Origin of the sequence: Saccharopolyspora taberi (assembly GCF_039534165.1) — a bacterium.
Lineage (GTDB): Bacteria > Actinomycetota > Actinomycetes > Mycobacteriales > Pseudonocardiaceae > Saccharopolyspora_D > Saccharopolyspora_D taberi.
The window spans coordinates 683,895-702,871 of sequence record NZ_BAAAUX010000011.1 but is presented as its reverse complement, the minus strand read 5'-3'; the positions used below and the strand labels follow the sequence as shown (position 1 = coordinate 702,871).

17 protein-coding genes are annotated in these 18,977 nt (G+C 71.5%); 6 read left to right on the top strand and 11 right to left on the bottom strand.

What is annotated here, in order from left to right; translation table 11 throughout:
* Positions 1-144: 144 nt before the first annotated feature.
* The 5 genes from ABD691_RS12330 to ABD691_RS12310 all read right to left on the bottom strand — a co-directional run bounded on the left by ABD691_RS12330 (position 145) and on the right by ABD691_RS12310 (position 7,792).
* Entirely contained in the window at positions 145-1,251 is a 1,107-nt protein-coding gene (locus ABD691_RS12330; RefSeq protein ID WP_344679722.1) for a polyprenyl synthetase family protein, read from the bottom strand.
* A gap of 145 nt (positions 1,252-1,396) precedes the next feature.
* Positions 1,397-1,969 (bottom strand): isopentenyl-diphosphate Delta-isomerase, encoded by a 573-nt coding sequence (gene idi / locus ABD691_RS12325; RefSeq protein ID WP_344679721.1) that lies wholly within the window; start codon positions 1,967-1,969, stop codon positions 1,397-1,399.
* Between the two features lie 179 nt (positions 1,970-2,148).
* Positions 2,149-3,123 (bottom strand): zinc-binding dehydrogenase, encoded by a 975-nt coding sequence (locus ABD691_RS12320; protein ID WP_344679720.1) that lies wholly within the window; start codon positions 3,121-3,123, stop codon positions 2,149-2,151.
* A 62-nt stretch (positions 3,124-3,185) separates the two neighbouring features.
* The gene (locus ABD691_RS12315) at positions 3,186-6,398 is read right to left on the bottom strand and encodes an arabinosyltransferase domain-containing protein (RefSeq protein ID WP_344679719.1); all 3,213 of its coding nucleotides are present in this window, start codon (positions 6,396-6,398) and stop codon (positions 3,186-3,188) included.
* 113 nt (positions 6,399-6,511) lie between these two features.
* Positions 6,512-7,792: a NupC/NupG family nucleoside CNT transporter gene (locus tag ABD691_RS12310; protein ID WP_344679718.1), complete on the bottom strand. Its 1,281-nt coding sequence runs from the start codon at positions 7,790-7,792 to the stop codon at positions 6,512-6,514.
* A gap of 239 nt (positions 7,793-8,031) precedes the next feature.
* Here ABD691_RS12310 and ABD691_RS12305 point away from each other — a divergent pair, with 239 nt between their 5' ends.
* The 4 genes from ABD691_RS12305 to ABD691_RS12290 all read left to right on the top strand — a co-directional run bounded on the left by ABD691_RS12305 (position 8,032) and on the right by ABD691_RS12290 (position 12,575).
* On the top strand, positions 8,032-8,985 hold the full coding sequence (locus tag ABD691_RS12305) for a M28 family metallopeptidase (protein WP_344679717.1): 954 nt from the start codon (positions 8,032-8,034) through the stop codon (positions 8,983-8,985).
* 192 nt (positions 8,986-9,177) lie between these two features.
* Positions 9,178-10,185: a LacI family DNA-binding transcriptional regulator gene (locus ABD691_RS12300; protein WP_344679786.1), complete on the top strand. Its 1,008-nt coding sequence runs from the start codon at positions 9,178-9,180 to the stop codon at positions 10,183-10,185.
* A 130-nt stretch (positions 10,186-10,315) separates the two neighbouring features.
* Positions 10,316-11,596, top strand: coding sequence for an MFS transporter (locus ABD691_RS12295; RefSeq protein ID WP_344679716.1), 1,281 nt, complete (start codon positions 10,316-10,318; stop codon positions 11,594-11,596).
* A 184-nt stretch (positions 11,597-11,780) separates the two neighbouring features.
* Positions 11,781-12,575: an SGNH/GDSL hydrolase family protein gene (locus ABD691_RS12290; protein WP_344679714.1), complete on the top strand. Its 795-nt coding sequence runs from the start codon at positions 11,781-11,783 to the stop codon at positions 12,573-12,575.
* Positions 12,576-12,766: 191 nt separating this feature from the next.
* On the opposite strand, the gene ABD691_RS12285 is transcribed toward ABD691_RS12290, so the two are convergent.
* Positions 12,767-12,937 (bottom strand): hypothetical protein, encoded by a 171-nt coding sequence (locus ABD691_RS12285; RefSeq protein ID WP_344679712.1) that lies wholly within the window; start codon positions 12,935-12,937, stop codon positions 12,767-12,769.
* 84 nt (positions 12,938-13,021) lie between these two features.
* Positions 13,022-13,849: an MBL fold metallo-hydrolase gene (locus ABD691_RS12280; RefSeq protein ID WP_344679711.1), complete on the bottom strand. Its 828-nt coding sequence runs from the start codon at positions 13,847-13,849 to the stop codon at positions 13,022-13,024.
* Positions 13,850-13,952: 103 nt separating this feature from the next.
* Between ABD691_RS12280 and ABD691_RS12275 the strand changes: the two genes are divergently transcribed.
* Positions 13,953-14,615: an esterase/lipase family protein gene (locus ABD691_RS12275; protein ID WP_344679710.1), complete on the top strand. Its 663-nt coding sequence runs from the start codon at positions 13,953-13,955 to the stop codon at positions 14,613-14,615.
* Here ABD691_RS12275 and ABD691_RS12270 read toward each other — a convergent pair.
* Both ABD691_RS12270 and ABD691_RS12265 read right to left on the bottom strand, forming a co-directional pair.
* Positions 14,585-15,319 carry a Mut7-C RNAse domain-containing protein gene (locus tag ABD691_RS12270; RefSeq protein ID WP_344679709.1) on the bottom strand — a complete coding sequence of 245 codons (735 nt, stop codon included), beginning with the start codon at positions 15,317-15,319 and terminating at the stop codon, positions 14,585-14,587. The genes ABD691_RS12275 and ABD691_RS12270 overlap by 31 nt on opposite strands.
* The gene (locus ABD691_RS12265; RefSeq protein WP_344679708.1) at positions 15,273-16,736 is read right to left on the bottom strand and encodes an amino acid permease; all 1,464 of its coding nucleotides are present in this window, start codon (positions 16,734-16,736) and stop codon (positions 15,273-15,275) included. Before ABD691_RS12265 ends, ABD691_RS12270 begins: the two co-directional genes overlap by 47 nt.
* A 219-nt stretch (positions 16,737-16,955) precedes the next feature.
* On the opposite strand from ABD691_RS12265, the gene ABD691_RS12260 reads away from it, so the two are divergent.
* Entirely contained in the window at positions 16,956-17,147 is a 192-nt protein-coding gene (locus ABD691_RS12260) for a hypothetical protein (RefSeq protein ID WP_344679707.1), read from the top strand.
* Positions 17,148-17,218: 71 nt separating this feature from the next.
* Here the strand turns inward: ABD691_RS12260 and ABD691_RS12255 are convergent, their stop codons facing one another.
* Both ABD691_RS12255 and ABD691_RS12250 read right to left on the bottom strand, forming a co-directional pair.
* Complete coding sequence (locus ABD691_RS12255; RefSeq protein WP_344679706.1) at positions 17,219-18,391, bottom strand: cation:proton antiporter; 1,173 nt, start codon at positions 18,389-18,391, stop codon at positions 17,219-17,221.
* A gap of 5 nt (positions 18,392-18,396) precedes the next feature.
* Positions 18,397-18,876 carry a cation:proton antiporter regulatory subunit gene (locus ABD691_RS12250; RefSeq protein WP_344679705.1) on the bottom strand — a complete coding sequence of 160 codons (480 nt, stop codon included), beginning with the start codon at positions 18,874-18,876 and terminating at the stop codon, positions 18,397-18,399.
* Positions 18,877-18,977: the final 101 nt, after the last annotated feature.

The following is an 18,977-nucleotide window of genomic DNA, read 5'->3' as shown; positions in this document are numbered from 1 at the left end:
GACTCAGGTCCAGACCCGGGCCGGGCGCCGGGTTCAGGCCCGGGCGAGACGGGCCGGGCGCCGGAATCAGCTCCTGGCCGGGTTGGACACCGGATTTGGCTCCGCAGTGCGGGAAATCGCTGTGCGGGAAATCGCGGTGCGAAATCAGTGCGCGCGGGCGGTTGCCGCGACGATCAGGGTGCCTAAGACCTCGCGGACGTCGTCGGGCACCGGCATGTCGTGCAGGGCCCGCCAGGCGGCGTCCACGTGGCGGTCGATCAGTCGCTCGGACTCCGCCAGGGCGCCGGTGTCGGTGATCAGCGACTGCAACCGCGCGGTCTGCTCGTCGTCGAGGTCCGGGCCGGTGAACAGCCGGTCGATCTCGGCTGCCTGTGCCGCGTTCGCGCGCTCCCGCGCGGTGGCGACCAGGACGGTCGCCTTGCGGGTGCGCAGGTCGTCGGCGACCGGCTTGCCGGTCACGGCCGGATCTCCGAAGGCGCCCAGGACGTCGTCGCGCAGCTGGAACGCCTCGCCGAGCGGCAGTGCGTAGGCGGTGTAGGCGTCGAGCAGTTCGGCGGGCGCACCGGCCAGCACGCCGCCCAGGTGCAGCGGGCGTTCGATCGTGTACTTGGCGGTCTTGTAGTGGATCACCGTGCGGGCGCGGTGCACCGAGTGCTCCGAACCGGCCTGCTCGGCCACGTCGAGGTACTGGCCCAGCACGAGTTCGTTGAGGCTGTGCGCCAGCAGCGGCCGGGCCTCGCGGACCCGCTCGGCGGGCAGCCCGCTGGTGGCGAGCAGGTCGTGGAACCACGCCAGGCACAGGTCGCCGAGCAGCAGCGCGATCGAGGTGCCGAACAGCTCCGACGAGCCCCGGCCGCCGGACCGGCGGTGCAGGTCGGCGTGGTGGCGGTGCAGCGACGGGGCACCGCGGCGGGTGTCGCTGGCGTCGATGATGTCGTCGTGCACGAGCGCGAACGAGTGCAGCAGCTCCAGCGCCGCCGCCGCGCCGACGATCCCCTCGTCGTCGGCCGCACCGCCCGCTCCGCGCCAGCCCCAGTAGCAGAACGCGGGCCGGATCCGCTTGCCCCCGGCGAGGAATCCGCGCAGGCTCGCCGTCGCGCCGCGCCACTGCGCGCGGCTTCCCGGATCGGTGATGAGGTCGTCGAACCGCCCCTCCTGCTCGTCGAGGAAGCGCATCAGCGCGGTGTCCACGCGGTCGCGCAGGTCGTCGACGTCGATCGGGTGCGTGGTGGGGGAGTAGGCGACGGTCATCTCGGGCTCCTCGGAAGTGGGCTGACACTCCCAAGGTAGGGCCGATGATCAGCGGACCGGATCGGCCGAAACGACCTGACCTGGTCCGCCGATGGGCCAAACGGTCAGCGCCGGCCTCGTACTTTCGGCCGAGGCTGAACGCCGGTCAGCGCGCCGCGGCGGGCAGTTCCGCCTCGGACCCCACCGGCCAGCCCGCCGGGTCGCCGCCGAGCCCGGCCAGCTCGCCGACCTGCTGCGCGCACCACGGCGAGACGTCGGTCTCCGCCGCCAGGACCTCGTCGCGGAACCGCGCCCAGTCCGTCCAGTGGGTGTCGGCCACCTCGTCGGAGTTGGGCCGCGGCTCGCCGTCGGCGAACGCGACGAACACCGGGCACATCTCGTTCTCCACCACGCCGTTGGGCATGACCGCCCGGTAGCGGAACCGGGGCAGCGCCAGGGCCAGGCCGTGCACCGACAGCCCGAGCTCCTCGGCCAACCGCCGGGTGATCGCCTCCGGGAGCGGCTCGCCGGGGGCGGGGTGTCCGCAGCAGGTGTTGGTCCACACCCCCGGCCAGGTCCGCTTGTGGTGCGCCCGCTGGGTCAGCAACAACTCGCCGCGGTCGTTGAAGACGTAGCAGGAGAACGCGAGGTGCAGCGGTGTGTCCTCGTGGTGCACGGTCGCCTTGTCGGTGACTCCGATCGCCTGCCCGGATTCGTTGAGCAGGACCACCTGTTCCAAGGGAAACTACCTCCCGCCGACGCCGAAGCGTCCCGTGTGCCGCCGGCAGCCGATGCCCTGCCAGGCCCGGCAGCCGATGTCCGGTTCACCCTTCACTCTAGGAGCTCTGATCCACTTCACGGATCGGCCGATGGGCCGATTGGTCCAGTGGAGTCCGCACACGCAGGGTGACCATCCGGTCAGGGCCGCAGCACCAGCTTGCCGAACGTCCGGCGGTCCTCCAAGGCGGTGTGCGCGGCGGCGGCCTCGGCCAGCGGGAACGGCGGCCCGACCAGCGGTGCGAGCCTGCCCTCGGCGAGCGCGGCCATCGACTCCTCCTCCAGCGCGCGCATGCCGCCGGGCACCCGGAGCAGATTCGGCCCGAGGGCGACGGTCGCGGTCAGCGCGCGGGCGATGAGGTCGTCGGTGGTGAAGGCGCGCTCGCCGAACGGGCGGCCGAACAGCACGATCCTGCCTCCCGCGCCGAGCAGGTCGAAGGCCGCCCGGCCGGGAGCACCGCCCGCGCCGTCGAGGACCGCGGTGACGTCTCGGCCGTCGAGCGCCTGCCGGACCTGGTCCGGCCAGTCGTCGCGGGTGTAGTCGGCGGCGATGTCGGCACCGGCCGCGGTCACGTGTTCGAGCTTCGACCCGCTCGCGGCGCCCACGACGGTCGCGCCGATCGAGTGCGCGTGCTGCACCGCCAGGTTCCCGATCCCGCCCGCGGCGGAGGTCACCACGACCACGTCGTCGGCGGTCAGCTCCGCCTGGCGCAGGATCGACATCGTGGTCCGGCCGGTGCCGATCATCGCCACCGCCGCCTCGAACCCGACAGCGCCGGGCAGCTCGTGCAGCGCCTCCACCTCGCGGACGGCCAGCTCGGCGTAACCGCCGCTGGCCGGGCCGAGGTGCGCGACCACGCGCCGCCCCAGCCACACCGGGTCCACGCCCTCGCCGAGCTCGTCGACGACCCCCGCGACCTCGCGGCCCGGCGTCATCGGCAGCTCCGGCCGCGGGAACGGGCCCGGCTCGCCCCGGCGGATGGCCGTGTCGACCAGGTGGACCCCGGACGCGGCGACCGCGATCCGGACCTGGCCGGGGCCGGGGTGCGGGTCGGCGACCTGCTCGTAGCGGAGGGTCTCGGCCGGGCCGAAGGTGTGCTGGACGATCGCGTGCATGGTGGTTCTCCCAGGTGTTGGTGCTTGCGGAACCGAACCTAGGAGTTCCACTTATGTGGAGGTCAAGGCTGCGGGTCGTCCTCGAGGCGGAGATCGGTGCGGTCGCGGGAGTCCGGGACGTCACCGGGCAGCCGCAGCGACTTCGGCAGCGGTCCCGGTGACCAGTTGCCCCAGTGGGTCTCGGTGTGCGTCTTCATCGCCGACTGCGCGGGCAGCGCCTCCGGCGCGTACGGGTCGACCACGTACAGCGAACCCCAGTCGCGGTTGATGTCGTTGCGCAGGTAGGTCGGCAGTTCGCGCACGCTCGCCGCGACGTTCATCCAGCCGAACGGCCCGCCCGCGTCCGGTGAGGACCAGCCCTGCCCGACCGCGCGGACGTCGCCGCCCCCGGCGACCCGGAACCGGGGCACCTCGGCGATCCCGTCGCGCTGCCGCACCGTGTGCAGGCACGGGTGCAGCAACGCCGCGGGCCACTCCACGAAGGTCGGCGCGTCCCCGACCACGTCGGTCATCCTGGTCAGCTGCGGCACGCGCGGCGCGCTGACCGCGAGCCAGCCGTTGGGCCCGAGGGCCTGGTCGGTGGCCACCACCCGCAGCTTGGTCGCCCCTTCCGACGGGCCGCCCACCAGCACCCGGTGGTCCCGCCAGTGCGGGGCGTTGCCCTGCGCGACCGGGTAGCGCTGCATCGTCTCGAAACCGGCGTCGGTGTCCCGGCCGAACTCGACGTACACCGAGTTCGCGCCCAGCTCCCAGCCCGCCAGGGTGAGCACCACCGGCACCTCGCCGGAGGCGGCCCGCTCCGGGATGTCGTACCAGGGCGTGCGCAGTTCGCCGGTGCCGGTCGCGGTGGGTTCGTAGCTGCCCCAGAGCGGCGCGCGGTCGTCGCCGAAGCCGGACGGCGGCCGCCAGTCGGGCTCGCCGGGATCGGTGCCGTCGCCGGGAGGGAGGCCGTTGCGGCGGAATCCCTCGGTCCTGCCGCGCAGGTACTGGTCGGCGTTCTCGGCGTTCTCGTTGCGCTTGGGCACCTTCGAACCCGGGACCGCGGTCTGCGGCTGCTGGGCCGAGGGCGCCAGCATTCCGGTGCGCGGGTTCGTCTCGACGTAGACGTAGTCCGACAGGCCGCAGCTGGAGCCGGTGAGCTGGCGGATGTTGTCCTGGCCGAGGCTGTAGCTGCCCCACTGCTCCTGGATGACCTTGCCGAAGGTCGCGACCTCGCCCAGCATCAGCAGCGCGCAGATGATCGACAGCGGTGCGGTGCCCAGCCGCAGCGCGCGGCTGTGCTTCTCGGCGGCCACCTCCGGCCGGTGCTCGTCGATGCGCACATGCTCGACGAACGCCACGACCAGCGCGACGCCCGCGGCGGCGAGCAGCAGGGTGCTCGCCTGGTAGCCCATGATCGACGGCGGCTTGTCGAACCACGGCACGCCCCAGCCCGAGACGTACCACCAGGCGTTCGTGCTGGTCGCGGCGAAGGCCAGGATCACCATCAGCCCGGCGAAGAACACCGCGCGGTTGCGGCGGGAACGCAGCACGGTGCTGCTGGTCGCCAGTGCGGTCAGCGCCGCCACGGGGCCGCCGACCGCGGCGAACACGCCGAAGTGGTGGGTGTGCTTGGTCGGGGTGAGCGCGAGGATGACGAACGACAGCGCGGCGATCGCGAGCATCCGCTGGCTGGGGCCGAGGGCCGCGCCCCGGATCCGGCCCCGGCGCAGCAGCACCACCAGGCAGGTCACCAGGCACAGGATCACCAGCAGCACCGGGAAGCGCCGGGTCAGCGAGCCGTCCTGGGTGGGGCTGAACAGCAGGTTGTAGCGGTGCAGCTCCTGGAACCACTTCAGGCTCGGCCCCAGTTCGGTGCGCAGCTCCATCGAGTCCAGCGTGGACTGCCAGGTCTGGTCGGCGAACATCACGACCAGGACCGCCAGGCCGCTGGCCAGGATCGGCGGGAGCACCGTCGCCCAGCCGACGTCGCGCGCCCGCTCGCGCAGCAGCCGCAGCAGCGGTTTGAACGCGACGACCAGCGGCAGGACCGCCACCGCGCCGTGCGGGTTGACGCCGACCGACAGCGCGGCGCCCACCAGCGCAAGCACGGCGGGCAGCAGCCGCCTGCCGGCCACCGCCCGTTCCACGCCGCACATCACCAGCAGGGCGAGGACGACGACCACCGGTTCCGGCCGCAGGCCGTTGTTGTACGGCATCCAGAACGCCATGAACACCGCCGCCGCGGCCCAGCCCGCCGCGCTGCTGCGGCGGACCTGCCGCCCGAGCCGGGGCAGGATCTCCCGGCTGATCAGCAGCCAGCTCAGCACGCCCATGCCCAGCGCGGGCAGCCGCACCCACGGCGTCGACGTCGAGATCTGCACCCACCACGAGTAGAGCTCGATGAACCAGCCCATCGGCGCGTAGGCGGTGGAGAACCAGCGGTAGAAGTCGCTGACGTAGCCCAGGTCGTCGCGGGCGCGGGCCATGGTCAGGAAGTAGCCGTCGTCGGCGGTCATCGCGCCGATCAGCCACCACGCGACGAGCGCGGCGACCACGGCGACGTCGCGGGAGGTCGGTTTCCACCAGCCCGCCGCCACGAGCTTGCGGGGCTTGCGCGGGGAGCGGGCGTCGATGCGGTGGACCGCGACGAGCGAGGCGAGGAACGCCAGCACCGCGAGGACGATGGCGACGAGCTTGAGCGGGGTCGCGTAGCTCTGGTAGCGGTTGTCCAGCCGGGCCTCGAACGACACACCGCGGACGTCGTCGATCCGCGCGTCGAGGTCGGAGTGGATCCCGGTCAGCTGCGGCCTGCTGTCCCCGGCGACGTCGATCAGCTTGTGCTCGCCAGCGTAGGACTTGATGCCGTGGGCGTCGGACCGCACCGAGATCGAGCAGCCCTCGGGCAGCGGGACCTGCCCCAGCTGCTTGCCGCGCGACAGCAGGCTCAACTGTCCGTTGTCGACTTGCAGGGTCATGCCGGTCAGGCCGCCGTAGTGCGACGACGGCGGATTGGTGCTCAGCAGGACGGCGGGCCGGTCCAGGCGCGCGTCGAGCCCGCGCGCGGTGTCGCACGGGACGTCGATGGCCAGCTCGACGGGGGAGTAGTCGACCAGCGGGGCCGAGATCGGCTTGGTGCCGTTGGCCGTCGGCCACTTCAGCGTCGTGATGTCGTAGTGCACGGGGAGAAACGGCACCGCGACGGCGAGGACCGCGCCGAGCAGCCCGGCGACGAAGGCGAATCGTTTCAACCGCCGCTCCGGCGGCGCGGTCGTTTTCTCTTCCCCAGCAAGCACGTCGCGAGCTTACGTGACGGCTTTGCCTTGTCCTTTCAGGGTCAATGCACCTGAAGGGTGGTTTGTCCGCGCAGCGCACAGCAGTTTGCGGACGTGCGCTGCGCGGACCGGGTTCAGGCCACCAGGATCCCGGCGATGGTGGCGCTGACGAGGTTGGCCAGGGTGCCCGCAGCGACGGCGCGCAGGCCGTACTTGGCGATCATCGGCCGCCGGGCGGGGACCAGACCGCCCAGGCCGCCGAGCAGGATCGCCAGCGAGCTGATGTTGGCGAAACCGCACAGCGCGAAGGTGATGATGGTGGCGGTCTTGTCGCTGAAGTTCCCGATCTGCGGGCCGAAGTCGGCGAACGCGACGAACTCGTTGATCACCAGCTTCTCGCCGAGGAAGCTGCCCGCCGCGACCGCCTCGTGCCACGGCACCCCGGTCAGGACCATCACCGGGGAGAACACGTAGCCCAGGATCTGTTCCAGCGTCAGGTCCGCGACCCCGAACAAGCCGCCGACCATGCCGATGAACAGGTTGACCAGCGCGACCAGCGAGACGAACGCGAACAGCATCGCCGCCACGTTCAGCGCCAGCTTCAGGCCGTCGCTCGCGCCGCTGGCCGCCGCGTCGATGAGGTTCTGCGGCTTGTACTCCGGCTCGCCCGCGGCCTCCTCGGCCCCGTCGGCGTCCTCGCCCGCCACTTCGGCGTCACCGGCGGTCTCCTCGGTCTCCGGCATGATGATCTTGGCCATCAGCAGGGCGCCCGGGGCGGCCATGAAGCTCGCGGCGATCAGGTGCTGGAGGTTGGCGCCGAGCGCGGCGTAGCCGACCAGCACGGTGCCCGCGACGGTCGCGAGCCCGCCGACCATCACCGCGAAGAACTCCGACTTCGTCATCCGCGCCAGGTACGGCCGGACCACCAGCGGCGCCTCGGTCTGGCCGAGGAAGATGTTCGCGGTCGCGTTGAGCGACTCGGCCTTGCTGGTGCCCAGCAGCTTCTGCAGGCCACCGCCGATGATGCGCACCACCCACTGCAGGACGTGCAGGTGGTACAGCACCGCGGTCAGCGAGGCGATGAACACGATCAGCGGCAGCACCTGGAAGGCCACCACGATCCCCTCCGAGGGGAGGATCGGCCCGAAGAGGAACTCGATGCCCTCCTTCGAGGAATCGATCACCCGCTGCACCGCACCGGCGACGCGGGCCAGCACCATCCGGCCCGTTTCCCAGCGCAGCACGACGAAGGCGAACACCAGCTGGATCGCCAGCGCTCCGATCACGGTGCGCGGCTTGATCGCCCGCCGGTTCGTCGACATCGCGAACGCGATCAGCAGCAGCACGAGCATGCCGCCGAGACCCCACAGGACCTGCAACCCCGACCCCTTTTCTCCTCGCCGCGCGCTCGTCATCGGGTGAGCGGATTCACCGCGGCGCCATCTGCCGTTCGGGTGATGCTCGCACCCGCTCAGGTCAGAGCACGCACCGGGCACGGCCTCGGTATCGGCCGTGTGAGCTGGGTCTCCATCGATATCTGGGAAAAGGCGACTTTCCGCCACGGAGGCCGACAGATCGTCGCTCACAGTTACGTTCCCGACACCGGATTGCGTGAACCGAACGGGAGCGGAGCATGCGGAAACGACCTCTTGCGATGACTGTGACCGCGCTTGCCGCGGTGTCCGGGGTGGCGCTGCTGCCCGCGTACGCGGTGAGCGCCCCGGCCCCGACCGGGGCCGCGGCGGCGCAGGAGCACCTGCAGGAGCTGCAGAAGATCGCCGAGGCCAACGGCGGCAACCGGGCCTCCGGCACGCCGGGTTACCAGGCGTCTCTCGACTACGTGAAGTCGAAGCTGGACGCGGCCGGGTTCGCCACCACGGTCCAGGAGTTCGACTCCATGGGCGGCAAGACCTTCAACCTGATCGCCGAGACCAAGGGCGGCGACGCCAACAACGTCGTGATGGTCGGCGCGCACCTCGACAGCGTCAGCGACGGCCCGGGCATCAACGACAACGGCACCGGCAGCGCGGCGATCCTCCAGGCGGCGCTGGACCACGCCGCCGGCGGCGCGCAGCCGAAGAACAAGCTGCGCTTCGCCTTCTGGGGTGCCGAGGAGGAGGGCCTGGTCGGCTCCACGCACTACGTCAGCGAGCTGCCGCAGGCCGAGCGGGACAAGATCGCGCTCTACCTGAACTTCGACATGGTCGGCTCCCCCAACGCCGGCTACTTCACCTACGACGGCGACGACTCCGACGGCGAGGGCGCAGGCCCCGGCCCGGAGGGCTCGGCGCAGATCGAGAAGGTGCTCAACGACGCCTTCGGCGGCGCCGGGGTGCAGACCGAGGGCACCGACTTCGACGGCCGTTCCGACTACGGCCCGTTCATCGAGGTCGGCATCCCGGCGGGCGGCACCTTCACCGGCGCCGAGGGCACCAAGACCCCGGAGCAGGCGCAGAAGTGGGGCGGCGAGGCCGGCCAGGCCTACGACTCCTGCTACCACAGCTCCTGCGACACGGTCGACAACGTCAACCAGGAGGCGTTCGACCGCAACCTCAAGGTGATCAACCAGGCCGTGGCGTCCTTCGCGGAGCAGACTCCGGTCAGCTGAGCCGAATTCCGGCCCACCGGACCCGTGCGCCCACGCGGCGCACGGGTCTTCGCTTGTCCGGTGGCGGTTTCGCGCGGCGGGTTCCACGATGCGGGAGCTGGGTTCAGGAGATCAGCTGCGCTAGTATCCCCGCGCGGGCAGGGCCACGAGGACGGTGACATGCGGACAGGAAGCGGCGGCCATTCCGGTGGAATGGTGAGCATCCGGGACGTGGCCGAGCGTGCCGGTGTCTCGGTGGCGACCGTGTCCAACTCGATCAACCGGCCCGACCGGGTCTCGGACTCCACGCGGGACCGTGTGCTGGCCGTCATCGACGAGCTCGGCTACGTCCGCAGCGAGTCGGCCCGGCAGCTGCGCACCGGCCACAGCCGGATGGTGGCGCTGCTGGTCCTCGACATCGCCAACCCCTTCTTCGTCGACGTCGCGGGCGGCGTCGAGGACGCCACGCGCGCGCAGGACCTGGGTCTGATGCTGTGCAACAGCGGGCAGGACGAGGACGCCGAGGCGCTCTACCTGTCGCTGTTCGCCGAGCAGCGGGTGCGCGGGGTGCTGGTGACCCCGGCCGACGTGGCAGGCCGCAACCTGGATTCCTTCCGCCGGCACGGAATTCCGCACGTGCTGGTCGACCGCGAGCTCGACGTCGAGCTGGGCTGCTCGGTGTCGGTCGACGACGTCAGCGGCGGTGCGATGGCGGTGGGGCACCTCATCCAGACCGGGCACACCCGGATCGCCTACGTCAGCGGCCCGGCCAGGCTCACGCAGTGCCGCGACCGGCACGAGGGCGCGCTGCGGGCCCTGCGCAACGCCGGGATGGACGAGTCGGTGCTGTCCGTGCTGGAGGTGCCGTCGCTGGACGTCGCGTCCGGCCGGGACGCGGGCGCGCGGGTGCTGGGCATGCGCAACCGCCCGACCGCCGTGTTCTGCGCCAACGACCTGCTCGCGCTGGGCGTGCTGCAGGCGATGTTCAGCGCCGGGGTGCGGGTGCCCCAGGAGATGGCGCTGATCGGCTACGACGACATCGAGTTCGCCGCGGCCGCGGCGGTTCCGCTGACCTCGGTGCGCCAGCCCGCGTTCCGGATGGGCCGCACCGCCGCGGAGCTGCTGCTCAACGAGACCTCCGGGGATCCGCACACGCACGAGCGGGTCGTGTTCGAGCCGGAGCTGGTGGTGCGTGCCTCGACGCTGATCGACCGCTCCTGAGGACGGGTCCTGCGCGGCGCAACCTCAGCCGCCCTCCGGCATTGCCCTTCTGGCGTCATTTTCCCGTCGCCGGCTCCTCCTCCGCGCGTTGCTCGGGTATACCCGCAGAAACGCCTGAGGGGAGAACGTGATGACCACTGGTCCCGACGACGGCAGACCGACCCGGCAGCACTGGCGGTGGGCCGCGCTGGCGGCGATGGCGTCCTACATCGACGCGGGGTCGATCGTGGCCGCCGCGGCCGGGCTCCCGCTCTGGGAGTCCTACCTCGGCCTCGGGTCGACGACCGTGGGGCTGCTGGCCGCGTTCAGCTCCAACGCGATCTCGGCTGCGGTCGGGGCGCTGATCGGCGGCAGGCTCGGCGATCTGTTCGGGCGCAAGCGGATCTACGCGTGGGACCTGCTGGTGTTCGCCTTCGGCATCGCCTGGATCGTGTTCGCGGTCAACCTGCCGATGCTGTTCGTCGGTTACGTGATCGTCGGTCTCGCGGTGGGCGCCGACCTGCCGACCTCGCTCGCGCTGGTCGCGGAGTTCTCGCCGGGGCGCTCGCGGGGCAGGCTGCTGGGGCTCGCGCAGTTCGCCTGGACCCTCGGGCCGATGCTGACCCTGCTGCTGGCGTTCGTGTTGGCACCGCTGGGTTTGCTCGGCATCCGCATCGTCTTCGCGCACCTGGCCGTGGTCGCGGTCGTCACCTGGTTCCTGCGCCGGGGAATCGTCGAGTCCGCGCGGTGGACCGAGGCGGCCGGTGCGGACGCGGTGGCCGCGAGCAGGCTGCGCGACCTGCTGACTCCGCGCTACCGCAACGCCCTGCTGTTCACGGGCTCGGTGTACCTGCTGTGGAACATCGCCGCGGGCACCAACGGCGCCTTCCTGCCCTACATCCTGCAACGCGCGGGCGCGGTCGATCAGGCGACGAGCGTGGCGTTGCAGAGCCTGAACTCCGCGGTGACCATGCTCGCCGTCGTCTTCCTGTTCATGCCGCTCAGCGACAGCCGCCACCGCAGGCCGGTGTTCGTTGTGGGTGCGCTGCTGCAGGTGGTCGCGCTCGGTGCGTTCGTGCTGTTCCCGGTCGGCGTCGGCGTCGCGGCGGTCAACGTCGTGCTGTTCGGCGTCGGCGCGGCGTGCGCGGGGGAGTCGTTCTACAAGCTCTGGTCGCAGGAGATGTTCCCGACGATGCTGCGCGGCACGGCTCAGGGCCTGACCTTCGCGGTGTCCCGGATCGCGCTCGGGTTCTGGAGCATGCTCGTGCCCGCCATGGTGACGTCGTCGTTCGGCGTCGCGGGCATGTCGGCGGTGATGATGGCGATGCTGGTCCTGTTCGGAGTGATCGGCGCGGTGTTCATGCCGGACTCCGCGGGGCGCTCGCTGGACCAGCTGCACGGCGGCGAACGCACCGATCCACAGCGGATCTGACGGGTTGAGCCGCCGTTCGGCGCAATCGGCCTCGTTCCGGCGGCGGGCGCCCCATGGCGCCGTTGCCCGCCGGGAACCGGGCGTTACTGGCGGGTATACGCCAAGTTCTCCTGGATGATCGGAAATTCTCGTTCAATCGGCGCGTCCCGTTTGTTCTTCCCGTTTTCCGAATCCCGGAGGCTGTATGCGCTACTTACGGGAGACCCTGTGCGCCACCGCGGCGGCGACCATGACGCTCGCCCTCGCCGCCCCGGCGCTCGCCGCCGAAGCCGCCCCCAACTACGTCGCCCTCGGTGACTCGTACTCCTCCGGCGTCGGCAGCCGGGAGTACTTCGAGGACAGCGGGGACTGCCTGCGCAGCCCCAAGTCCTACGCCCAGCTGTGGGCCGACGCCAACGGCGCGGCCCTGACCTTCAACGCCTGCTCCGGTGCGACCACCGACGACGTCAACGCCGACCAGCTCTCCGGCCTCGGCGCCGACACCACGCTGGTCACGATCTCGGTCGGCGGCAACGACGTCGGGTTCTCCGGCGTGGTCCAGGACTGCCTGCTCGGCAGCGACGACAGCTGCGACAGCGCGGTCTCGGCGGCCGAGGAGAAGGGCCGCTCGGAGCTGCCCGGCAAGCTCGACACCACCTACGCCAACATCAAGCAGGCCGCGCCCAACGCCCAGGTCGTCGTGCTCGGCTACCCGCGGCTGAACCAGCCGACCGGGGACTGCGGCATCCCGGGCTTCTCGGAGGCCAAGCGGCAGCGCATCAACGCCGGTGCCGACGTGCTCGCGGGCGTCATCAGCGAGCGGGCCGAGGCGGCGGGCTTCACCTTCGCCGACCCCCGCGAGGTCTTCGACGGCCACGGCGTGTGCAGCGACTCGGAGTGGATCAACGGCCCGAGCAACCCGTTGCAGGAGTCGTTCCACCCCAACGCCAGCGGCTACTCGGAGGGCTACCTGCCGACCCTCACCGCCGCCATCGGCTGAGGGTTGAATCTCGCACCCGTCTTCGGTAGCGGTGCGGGTAGCGGAACCTCAGGCGCCCTCTGGCTGCGGGATCTTTTGCGCACGTATGTCCGATACGAGCGAAAAAGCTGTCCTCGCCAGAGGGCGCCTGAGAACCCGCGGCGGTGCCGGTTGCCCGGGTGGGCCAAGCGGCTGCGCCGCTTCACCAGCCTTCAGTCCGATGCGGTGCCCGGTTCGGATTCGCGGGACCGGGACGGCCGGTCGTCCTGGTCGGTTTCGGTCGCCGTGCCCGGCTCGTCGAGCCAGCGGCCGAGCCGGTACGCGCCCGCGTACCCGGCGAGCGCCACCGCGAGCACGCTGGCCACCGGTACGAGTTTCCTCATCACTGCGCCACAGCCTTCACGTTTCCGGGTCAGGTCCGCGAGGAACATACAGCCGGAAACCGCCGCGGAGACCGCTCTCGAACCTCAGTCACCACTTCGGATGAAGCGCAGGTAGCGCTCGGCGGAGCGGTGGACCGCCTGCTTGGCGTCGGAGTCCACGACCTTGCGCCACCACGCACCGTAGAGGCGTTCGAACGCCAGCGGCTCCAGCCTGCGCACCGCCTCGCGGACCACCTCCGGGCGTTCCGGGATCAGGTTCGGGTAGCTGTACATGAAGCTGACCCACCTGCGGTCCTCGACCACCTGCACGATGTCGCCGGTGAGCAGCGCGCCGCGCCCGCCCTCGCCGTCCCGCCAGTGCAGGACGCTGCCGCCCGCGAAGTGCACGCCGAGGTTGACCAGCGTGAGGCCGTCGGCGATCTCGCGGCTGGTGCCCTCCCAGAACACCACGTGGTCGTCGACGCGCGGCGCCCACTGCCGGTCGGCCGCGTGCAGGTAGACCGGCACGTCGAAGGTCTGCGCCCAGTCCACGATCGCGCTGTAGTAGTGCGGGTGGCTGATCGCGATGGCGGTGAGACCGCCGAGGTCGCTGATCCGCTCGATCATCTCGTCGTCGAGATAGGGCACGCAGTCCCACAGCACGTTGCCGCCGTCGGCCCGCACGAGCAGCGCCCGCTGTCCGATGGCGAACCTCGGTTCGACGCCGACCCCGATGACGCGGTCGCCCTCCGGTTCGATCCGGGGGCGGTGCTCGCCCGCGTGCAGCTCGCGCAGCGAGGTCCACAGCTGACCGTCCCAGCGGACGTACTGCCGTTCCTCGTCGCAGATGAAGCACGTGGACCGGGGGCTCGGGTACTGCACGCCGCACTGGGCGCAGAGCGGGAAGTCGACCCCGCTGACCGTGTTCTCCATGGCCGCGATTATCGCCCGTACGGGGCTTGTGACGAGGTGCGGCGGGAATGGCCTCCACTTACCTTGACGTCGACCTGATCAGCACTTTTTCCGGGAGGAACGGATGATTTCTGCGCTCCGGACGGCGGCGGTGGTGGCGGTGGTGGCGGGCAGCGCGCTGGTGCCTCAGCCGGCGATGGCGGCGGCGGGCGACCCGATCGTGTTCGTGCACGGCTACCTGGGCAACGCCGCCGCGTGGAACGACATGAAGGGCTGGTTCACCGAGGCCGGTTACGGCCAGGACCGGCTGCACGCGTTCGAATATCCCAGCGACATATCCAATGTGGACATCGCGAACCGGCTTTCCACGTACGTACGCGACGTGCGGGCCAGGACCGGGGCGGACAAGGTCGACGTGGTCACGCACTCGATGGGTGGTCTCAGCTCGCGGCACTGGGTGAAGTTCCTCGGCGGCGCCGACGTCGTCGACGACTGGGTGAGCCTGGGCGGGCCGAACCACGGGACGGACTCGGCCCTGCTGTGCAACGCGGTGCCGTGCCAGGACATGCGGCCCGGCTCGGCGTTCCTCAACGAGCTCAACGCCGGTGACGAGACCCCGGGTGCGGTGCGCTACGGCGCGTTCTGGTCCTCATGCGACGAGGCGATCCGCCCACCGGAGAGCGCCAAGCTGGACGGCGCGGAAAACGTCGAGGTCGGCTGCGTGACGCACGTGAACCTGATCCGCGACCGCGGTGTCTACGACCGCGTCCGCGAGTTCGTCAGCTGAAGCCTGGCGGCGTCGATCATCGCGTTGATCCGCCGCGCGTGCGCACCGCGCCAGTAGACGCGCCCGCACGCGCGGCACCGCGCGTAGTCGTCGTAGAACCGCCGGGTGCCCGGCCTGATCTCGGCGACCACTTCGGACTTCGCGACCGCGTCGAGCTCGCCGTTGCACGACGTGCACCGCGTCCACGGCGCCAGCGGCGGTGCGAACCGGTCCAGCACGTCGGCCAGCTGCTCGGCCGGGTCCGCCCCGCGCACGTACGCGCCCGCGCGCAGCGCGCGGCGGCAGAGCAGGCCGCGGTCCTGGGTGAGCAGCATCCGCCCGTCGTCGGCGGCCTCCTCGATCAGCTCGTCGTCATCGGCGTCGTTGCGGTAGGCGGTGTCGACGCCCAGCAGCCGCAGGCGCCGGGCGAGCTTGCCCAGGTGCACGTCGAGCAGGAACCGCGACGCGGGCTGCGGGCGGGGGACCGGGCGGATCTCGACGGTCGTCCCGGCCTCGCAGCGCTGCCGGGGGCCTGCGGGGACGTCGTCCACCAGCAGCGCCCCGACCTCGGTCAGCGGCACGCCCAGCGACTCGGCGAGGTGCCCCAGCGTCGCGGTCGGGTCGTGCGGCAGCCGGACCGGCCCGCCCCGGTTCCGGCGCGAGGTGAACAGCCGCAGCTCAGGAGCGATCCGCACCCGCAGCGTCGGCCTGCCTGCCGTGCCCACCGGACCATTCTCGCGCGAGCTTGCTGTGCTTGACCGAGTAGCCGAAGTACCAGGTCAGCGCCACCGCGAGCCAGATGGCGAACATCAGGTAGGTCTCGACGGGCAGCTCGTAGATCAGGTACAGGCAGGCGGCGATGCTCAGCACCGGGACGACCGGGCCGCCCGGGACGCGGAACCCGCGCTCCAGGTCCGGCCGGGTGCGGCGGAGCACGATGACGCCCGCCGAGACCACGGTGAAGGCCACCAGCGTGCCCATGCTGGTCAGGTCGGCCAGGGTGCTCAGCGGCACCACGGCGGCCAGCAGCCCGACGAAGGCGGACACGATCAGCGTGTTGCGCACCGGGGTCCGCCTGCGCGGGTGCACCTTGTGGAAGCTCTCCGGGAGCATGCCGTCGCGGCCCATCGAGAACAGCACCCGGGTCTGGCCGTAGATCGTCGTCAGGGTCACGCCGAAGATCGAGATGACCCCGCCCGCCGCGATCACGATCGCCGCCCAGCCCGCGCCGGTGAGGTTGCCCAGGATCGCGGCCAGGCCCGCGTCCTGGCCCTCGAACAGCTGCCACGGCTGGGCGCCGATGCCCGCGACCGCGACCAGGATGTAGACGGTGGTGACGATGACGATCGACCAGAAGATCGCCAGCGGCAGCGTCCGCCGCGGGTTGCGGACCTCCTCGCCCGCGGTGGAGACGGTGTCCATGCCGATGTAGGAGAAGAACACCGTGGACGCGGCGGTTCCGATGCCCGCGACGCCGAACGGGGCGAAGGGCCGCGCGTTGTCGTCGGAGAAGGCCATCAGCGCGACCACGACGAACAGCATCAGCACGGCGAGCTTGATGAACACCGTGACGGCGTTGATCGTCGCCGACTCGCGGGCACCCCGGACCAGCAGGAAGCAGCAGAGCAGCACCAGCACCGCGGCGGGCACGTTGACGATCCCGCCCTCTCCGGGCGGCGCGCTGAGCGCTTCCGGCAGCTGCCAGCCGACTGTGTCGCCGAGGAGCCGGTTGAGGTACTCGCCCCAGCCGACGGCCACCGCTGAGGCCGCGACGCCGTATTCGAGGACCAGGCAGGCGCCGACGACGTAGGCGACGATCTCGCCGAGCGTGGCGTAGGCGTAGGTGTAGGAGGCGCCGGAGACCGGGATGCTGGAGGCGAGCTCGGCGTAGCACAGCGCGGTCAGCGCGGCGGTGACGCCCGCGAGCACGAACGACAGCACGACCGCCGGTCCGGCCTTGGGGACGGCCTCGTTGAGGACGATGAAGATGCCGGTGCCGACGGTGGAGCCGACGCCGATCATGGTCAGCCGGACCACGCCCATCGAGCGCCGCAGTTCACCGCCACCGGTGTCGGTTCCGGTCTCGGCGTGCAGGGTGCTGATCGGCTTGCGACGCAGCAGCATGCGTGCATCCAGCGGCATGCGGTACTCCTCGTCGTGGTGAAGGTTTCCGGCGGCGGGACAGATGGTGAACCAGTGGTGCCGGCGCCCGAGCACCGGGTCCCCCGTGTGGTGGATCACAATCGGTGCGCAGACCTTACGAATAGGAAGAATGGCCGTCAACCGACGATTGCACGGAAATTAAGTCCACTCTGGCGCTGTGTGGCGGGAATTTCTTCTTCTGAGCGCCAGCGTTCGGCATTGCTCCGAGCGCGGGCGGTGCTCGGGCTGTCGCTGGCGGAGCTGCGCCCGGGCGGCCCGGCGGAGTTGCTGGCGGTTCGCGCGGGCGACCTCGGTGCGGCCGTCGCCCACGCGACGGAGGACCGCGTGGTGTTCCACAAAGGACGGTTGGTCGCACGCACCGCGGTCACGAGCGAACTGCGCCGCCGCTAGCGGAAGGACCAGACCCGCCGGGGGCCGGGGGCTGGCGAGAGCCCCGGAAGCCCACTGCACCCCGGAACCCACTACCTCGAAGGCCGAGCCCGGAACCGGGGAACCGAAGGAGGGCTGACCCACCAGGTCAGCAACGGCCCGGCGACTGCCAGCACCAGCACGTAGGCCGTCGCCAGCGGTCCCAGCGGTCCCAGCGGACTGCCGGGCAGCGCGACCAGCCCGACGATGATGATCGAGAACTCGCCCCGGACGCTCAGCACGGTCCCCGCGCGCAGCTTCCCGCGCAGCCCCGACCCCTGGCGCGCAGCCGCGTACCACCCGGTCAGCATCTTGGTCCCGGTCGACACGACCGCGAGCAGCAACGCCACCGGCAGCAGCGGGACCAGCGAAGCCGGCGGCACCGAAAGTCCGATGGCCAGGAAGAACGCGGCGGCGAACAGGTCGCGCAGCGGAGCGATCACGGTGCGCAGGCGGCCTGCCAGCGGGCCGGTCACCGCCAGGCCCACCAGGAACGCGCCGACGGCGGCGGAGGTCCCGGCCAGCTCCGCGGCGGCCGCGACGATCAGGGCCAGCCCGACGATCCGCAGCAGCAGCTGCTCGGTGTCGCGGTCGTCGACGAGGTGGCCGACCCGGTGCCCCCAGCGGTGCGAGGCCACCAGCGCGACCGCCAGCACGCCGAGCGCCACCGCGACGCTGGCCACCCCGCGCAGCACCCCGCCGCCCGCGGCCAGCACCGTCAGGACCGGCAGGTAGACCGCCATCGCGAAGTCCTCCAGCAGCAGGATCGACAGCACCACCGGCGTCTCCCGGTAGCCCAGCCGGTGCAGGTCGTCGAGCAGCCGGGACACGATCGTCGACGACGACACCCAGGTCACCCCGGCCAGCGCCACGATCCCGGTGCCGCCCAGCCCGAGCAGCCAGCCCGCGACCGCGCCGGGCGCGGCGTTGGCGACCAGGTCCACCAGCCCGGACGGCACGTGCCTGCGCAGCGTGACGGTGAACTCCTCGACGGAGAACTCCAGCCCCAGGCTGAGCAGGAGCAGCACCACCCCGATCGACGCGCCGACCTCCACGAACTCGCCCGCCGCAGGCAGCGGCGCCAGCCCTCCCTCGCCCATGGCCAGCCCGACCAGCAGGTACAGCGGCACCGGCGACACCCCGAAGCGCCGGGTCAGCGTGCCCGCCGCGCCGAGTGCGGCCAGCACGATGCCGAGTTCCATCAGCAGGGCGACCGAGGTGTGCACCGGACTCAGCTCGCGAGGATGTGTTCCACACCGGTGATGCCCTGCTGGGTTCCGATCACCACGAGGATGTCCCCGGCCCGCAGCCGCTGCTCCGGTCCGGGCGAGGCGATGACGTCCTCGCCGCGCACGATCGCGACGATCGACGAGCCCGTCCGGGTCCGGGCGCGGGTCTCGCCCAGCGTCCGGCCCGCGAACGGCGATCCGGCGGTGACCTCCACCTGGCCCGCGTTGAGCCCGGGAACCTCGCGGGTCAGGTCGGCGAAGCGCTCGGCGATCCGCGGCGCGCCGAGGATCTCGGTGACGGCGTCGGCCTCCTCCGGGCCGAGCCGGAACAGCGACAGCACCTCGTCGGGGTCGTCGCCGGAGTAGGCGACGAACTCGAAGTCGCCGGACCGGCGGGCCACCACGCCGAGGCGCTGCCCCTCCTCGGTGGTGAACTCGTAGCGCAGTCCCACCCCGGGCAGCAGGACCTCGGTAACGTCCATCCGCCCATCATCGCCTCGGGGACCGGCCCCGGCTCGGTCAGCGCGGGCGCCCCGGACGGCGAAAAACCCGCTGACCTGGGTCAGGTCAGCGGGTCTCCCAC

Excerpts from the sequence above, each read along its gene's own strand:
- ABD691_RS12320 (WP_344679720.1), bottom strand. The coding sequence starts at position 3,123 with ATGCACGCGATCGTCCAGCACACCTTCGGCCCGGCCGAGACCCTCCGC.
- ABD691_RS12285 (WP_344679712.1), bottom strand. The coding sequence starts at position 12,937 with ATGAGGAAACTCGTACCGGTGGCCAGCGTGCTCGCGGTGGCGCTCGCC.
- ABD691_RS12265 (WP_344679708.1), bottom strand. The coding sequence starts at position 16,736 with ATGCCGCTGGATGCACGCATGCTGCTGCGTCGCAAGCCGATCAGCACC.
- ABD691_RS12305 (WP_344679717.1), top strand. The coding sequence starts at position 8,032 with ATGACTGTGACCGCGCTTGCCGCGGTGTCCGGGGTGGCGCTGCTGCCC.
- ABD691_RS12310 (WP_344679718.1), bottom strand. The coding sequence starts at position 7,792 with ATGACGAGCGCGCGGCGAGGAGAAAAGGGGTCGGGGTTGCAGGTCCTG.
- ABD691_RS12330 (WP_344679722.1), bottom strand. The coding sequence starts at position 1,251 with ATGACCGTCGCCTACTCCCCCACCACGCACCCGATCGACGTCGACGAC.
- ABD691_RS12250 (WP_344679705.1), bottom strand. The coding sequence starts at position 18,876 with ATGGACGTTACCGAGGTCCTGCTGCCCGGGGTGGGACTGCGCTACGAG.
- ABD691_RS12290 (WP_344679714.1), top strand. The coding sequence starts at position 11,781 with ATGCGCTACTTACGGGAGACCCTGTGCGCCACCGCGGCGGCGACCATG.
- ABD691_RS12300 (WP_344679786.1), top strand. The coding sequence starts at position 9,178 with ATGGTGAGCATCCGGGACGTGGCCGAGCGTGCCGGTGTCTCGGTGGCG.
- ABD691_RS12280 (WP_344679711.1), bottom strand. The coding sequence starts at position 13,849 with ATGGAGAACACGGTCAGCGGGGTCGACTTCCCGCTCTGCGCCCAGTGC.
- ABD691_RS12295 (WP_344679716.1), top strand. The coding sequence starts at position 10,316 with ATGACCACTGGTCCCGACGACGGCAGACCGACCCGGCAGCACTGGCGG.
- ABD691_RS12275 (WP_344679710.1), top strand. The coding sequence starts at position 13,953 with ATGATTTCTGCGCTCCGGACGGCGGCGGTGGTGGCGGTGGTGGCGGGC.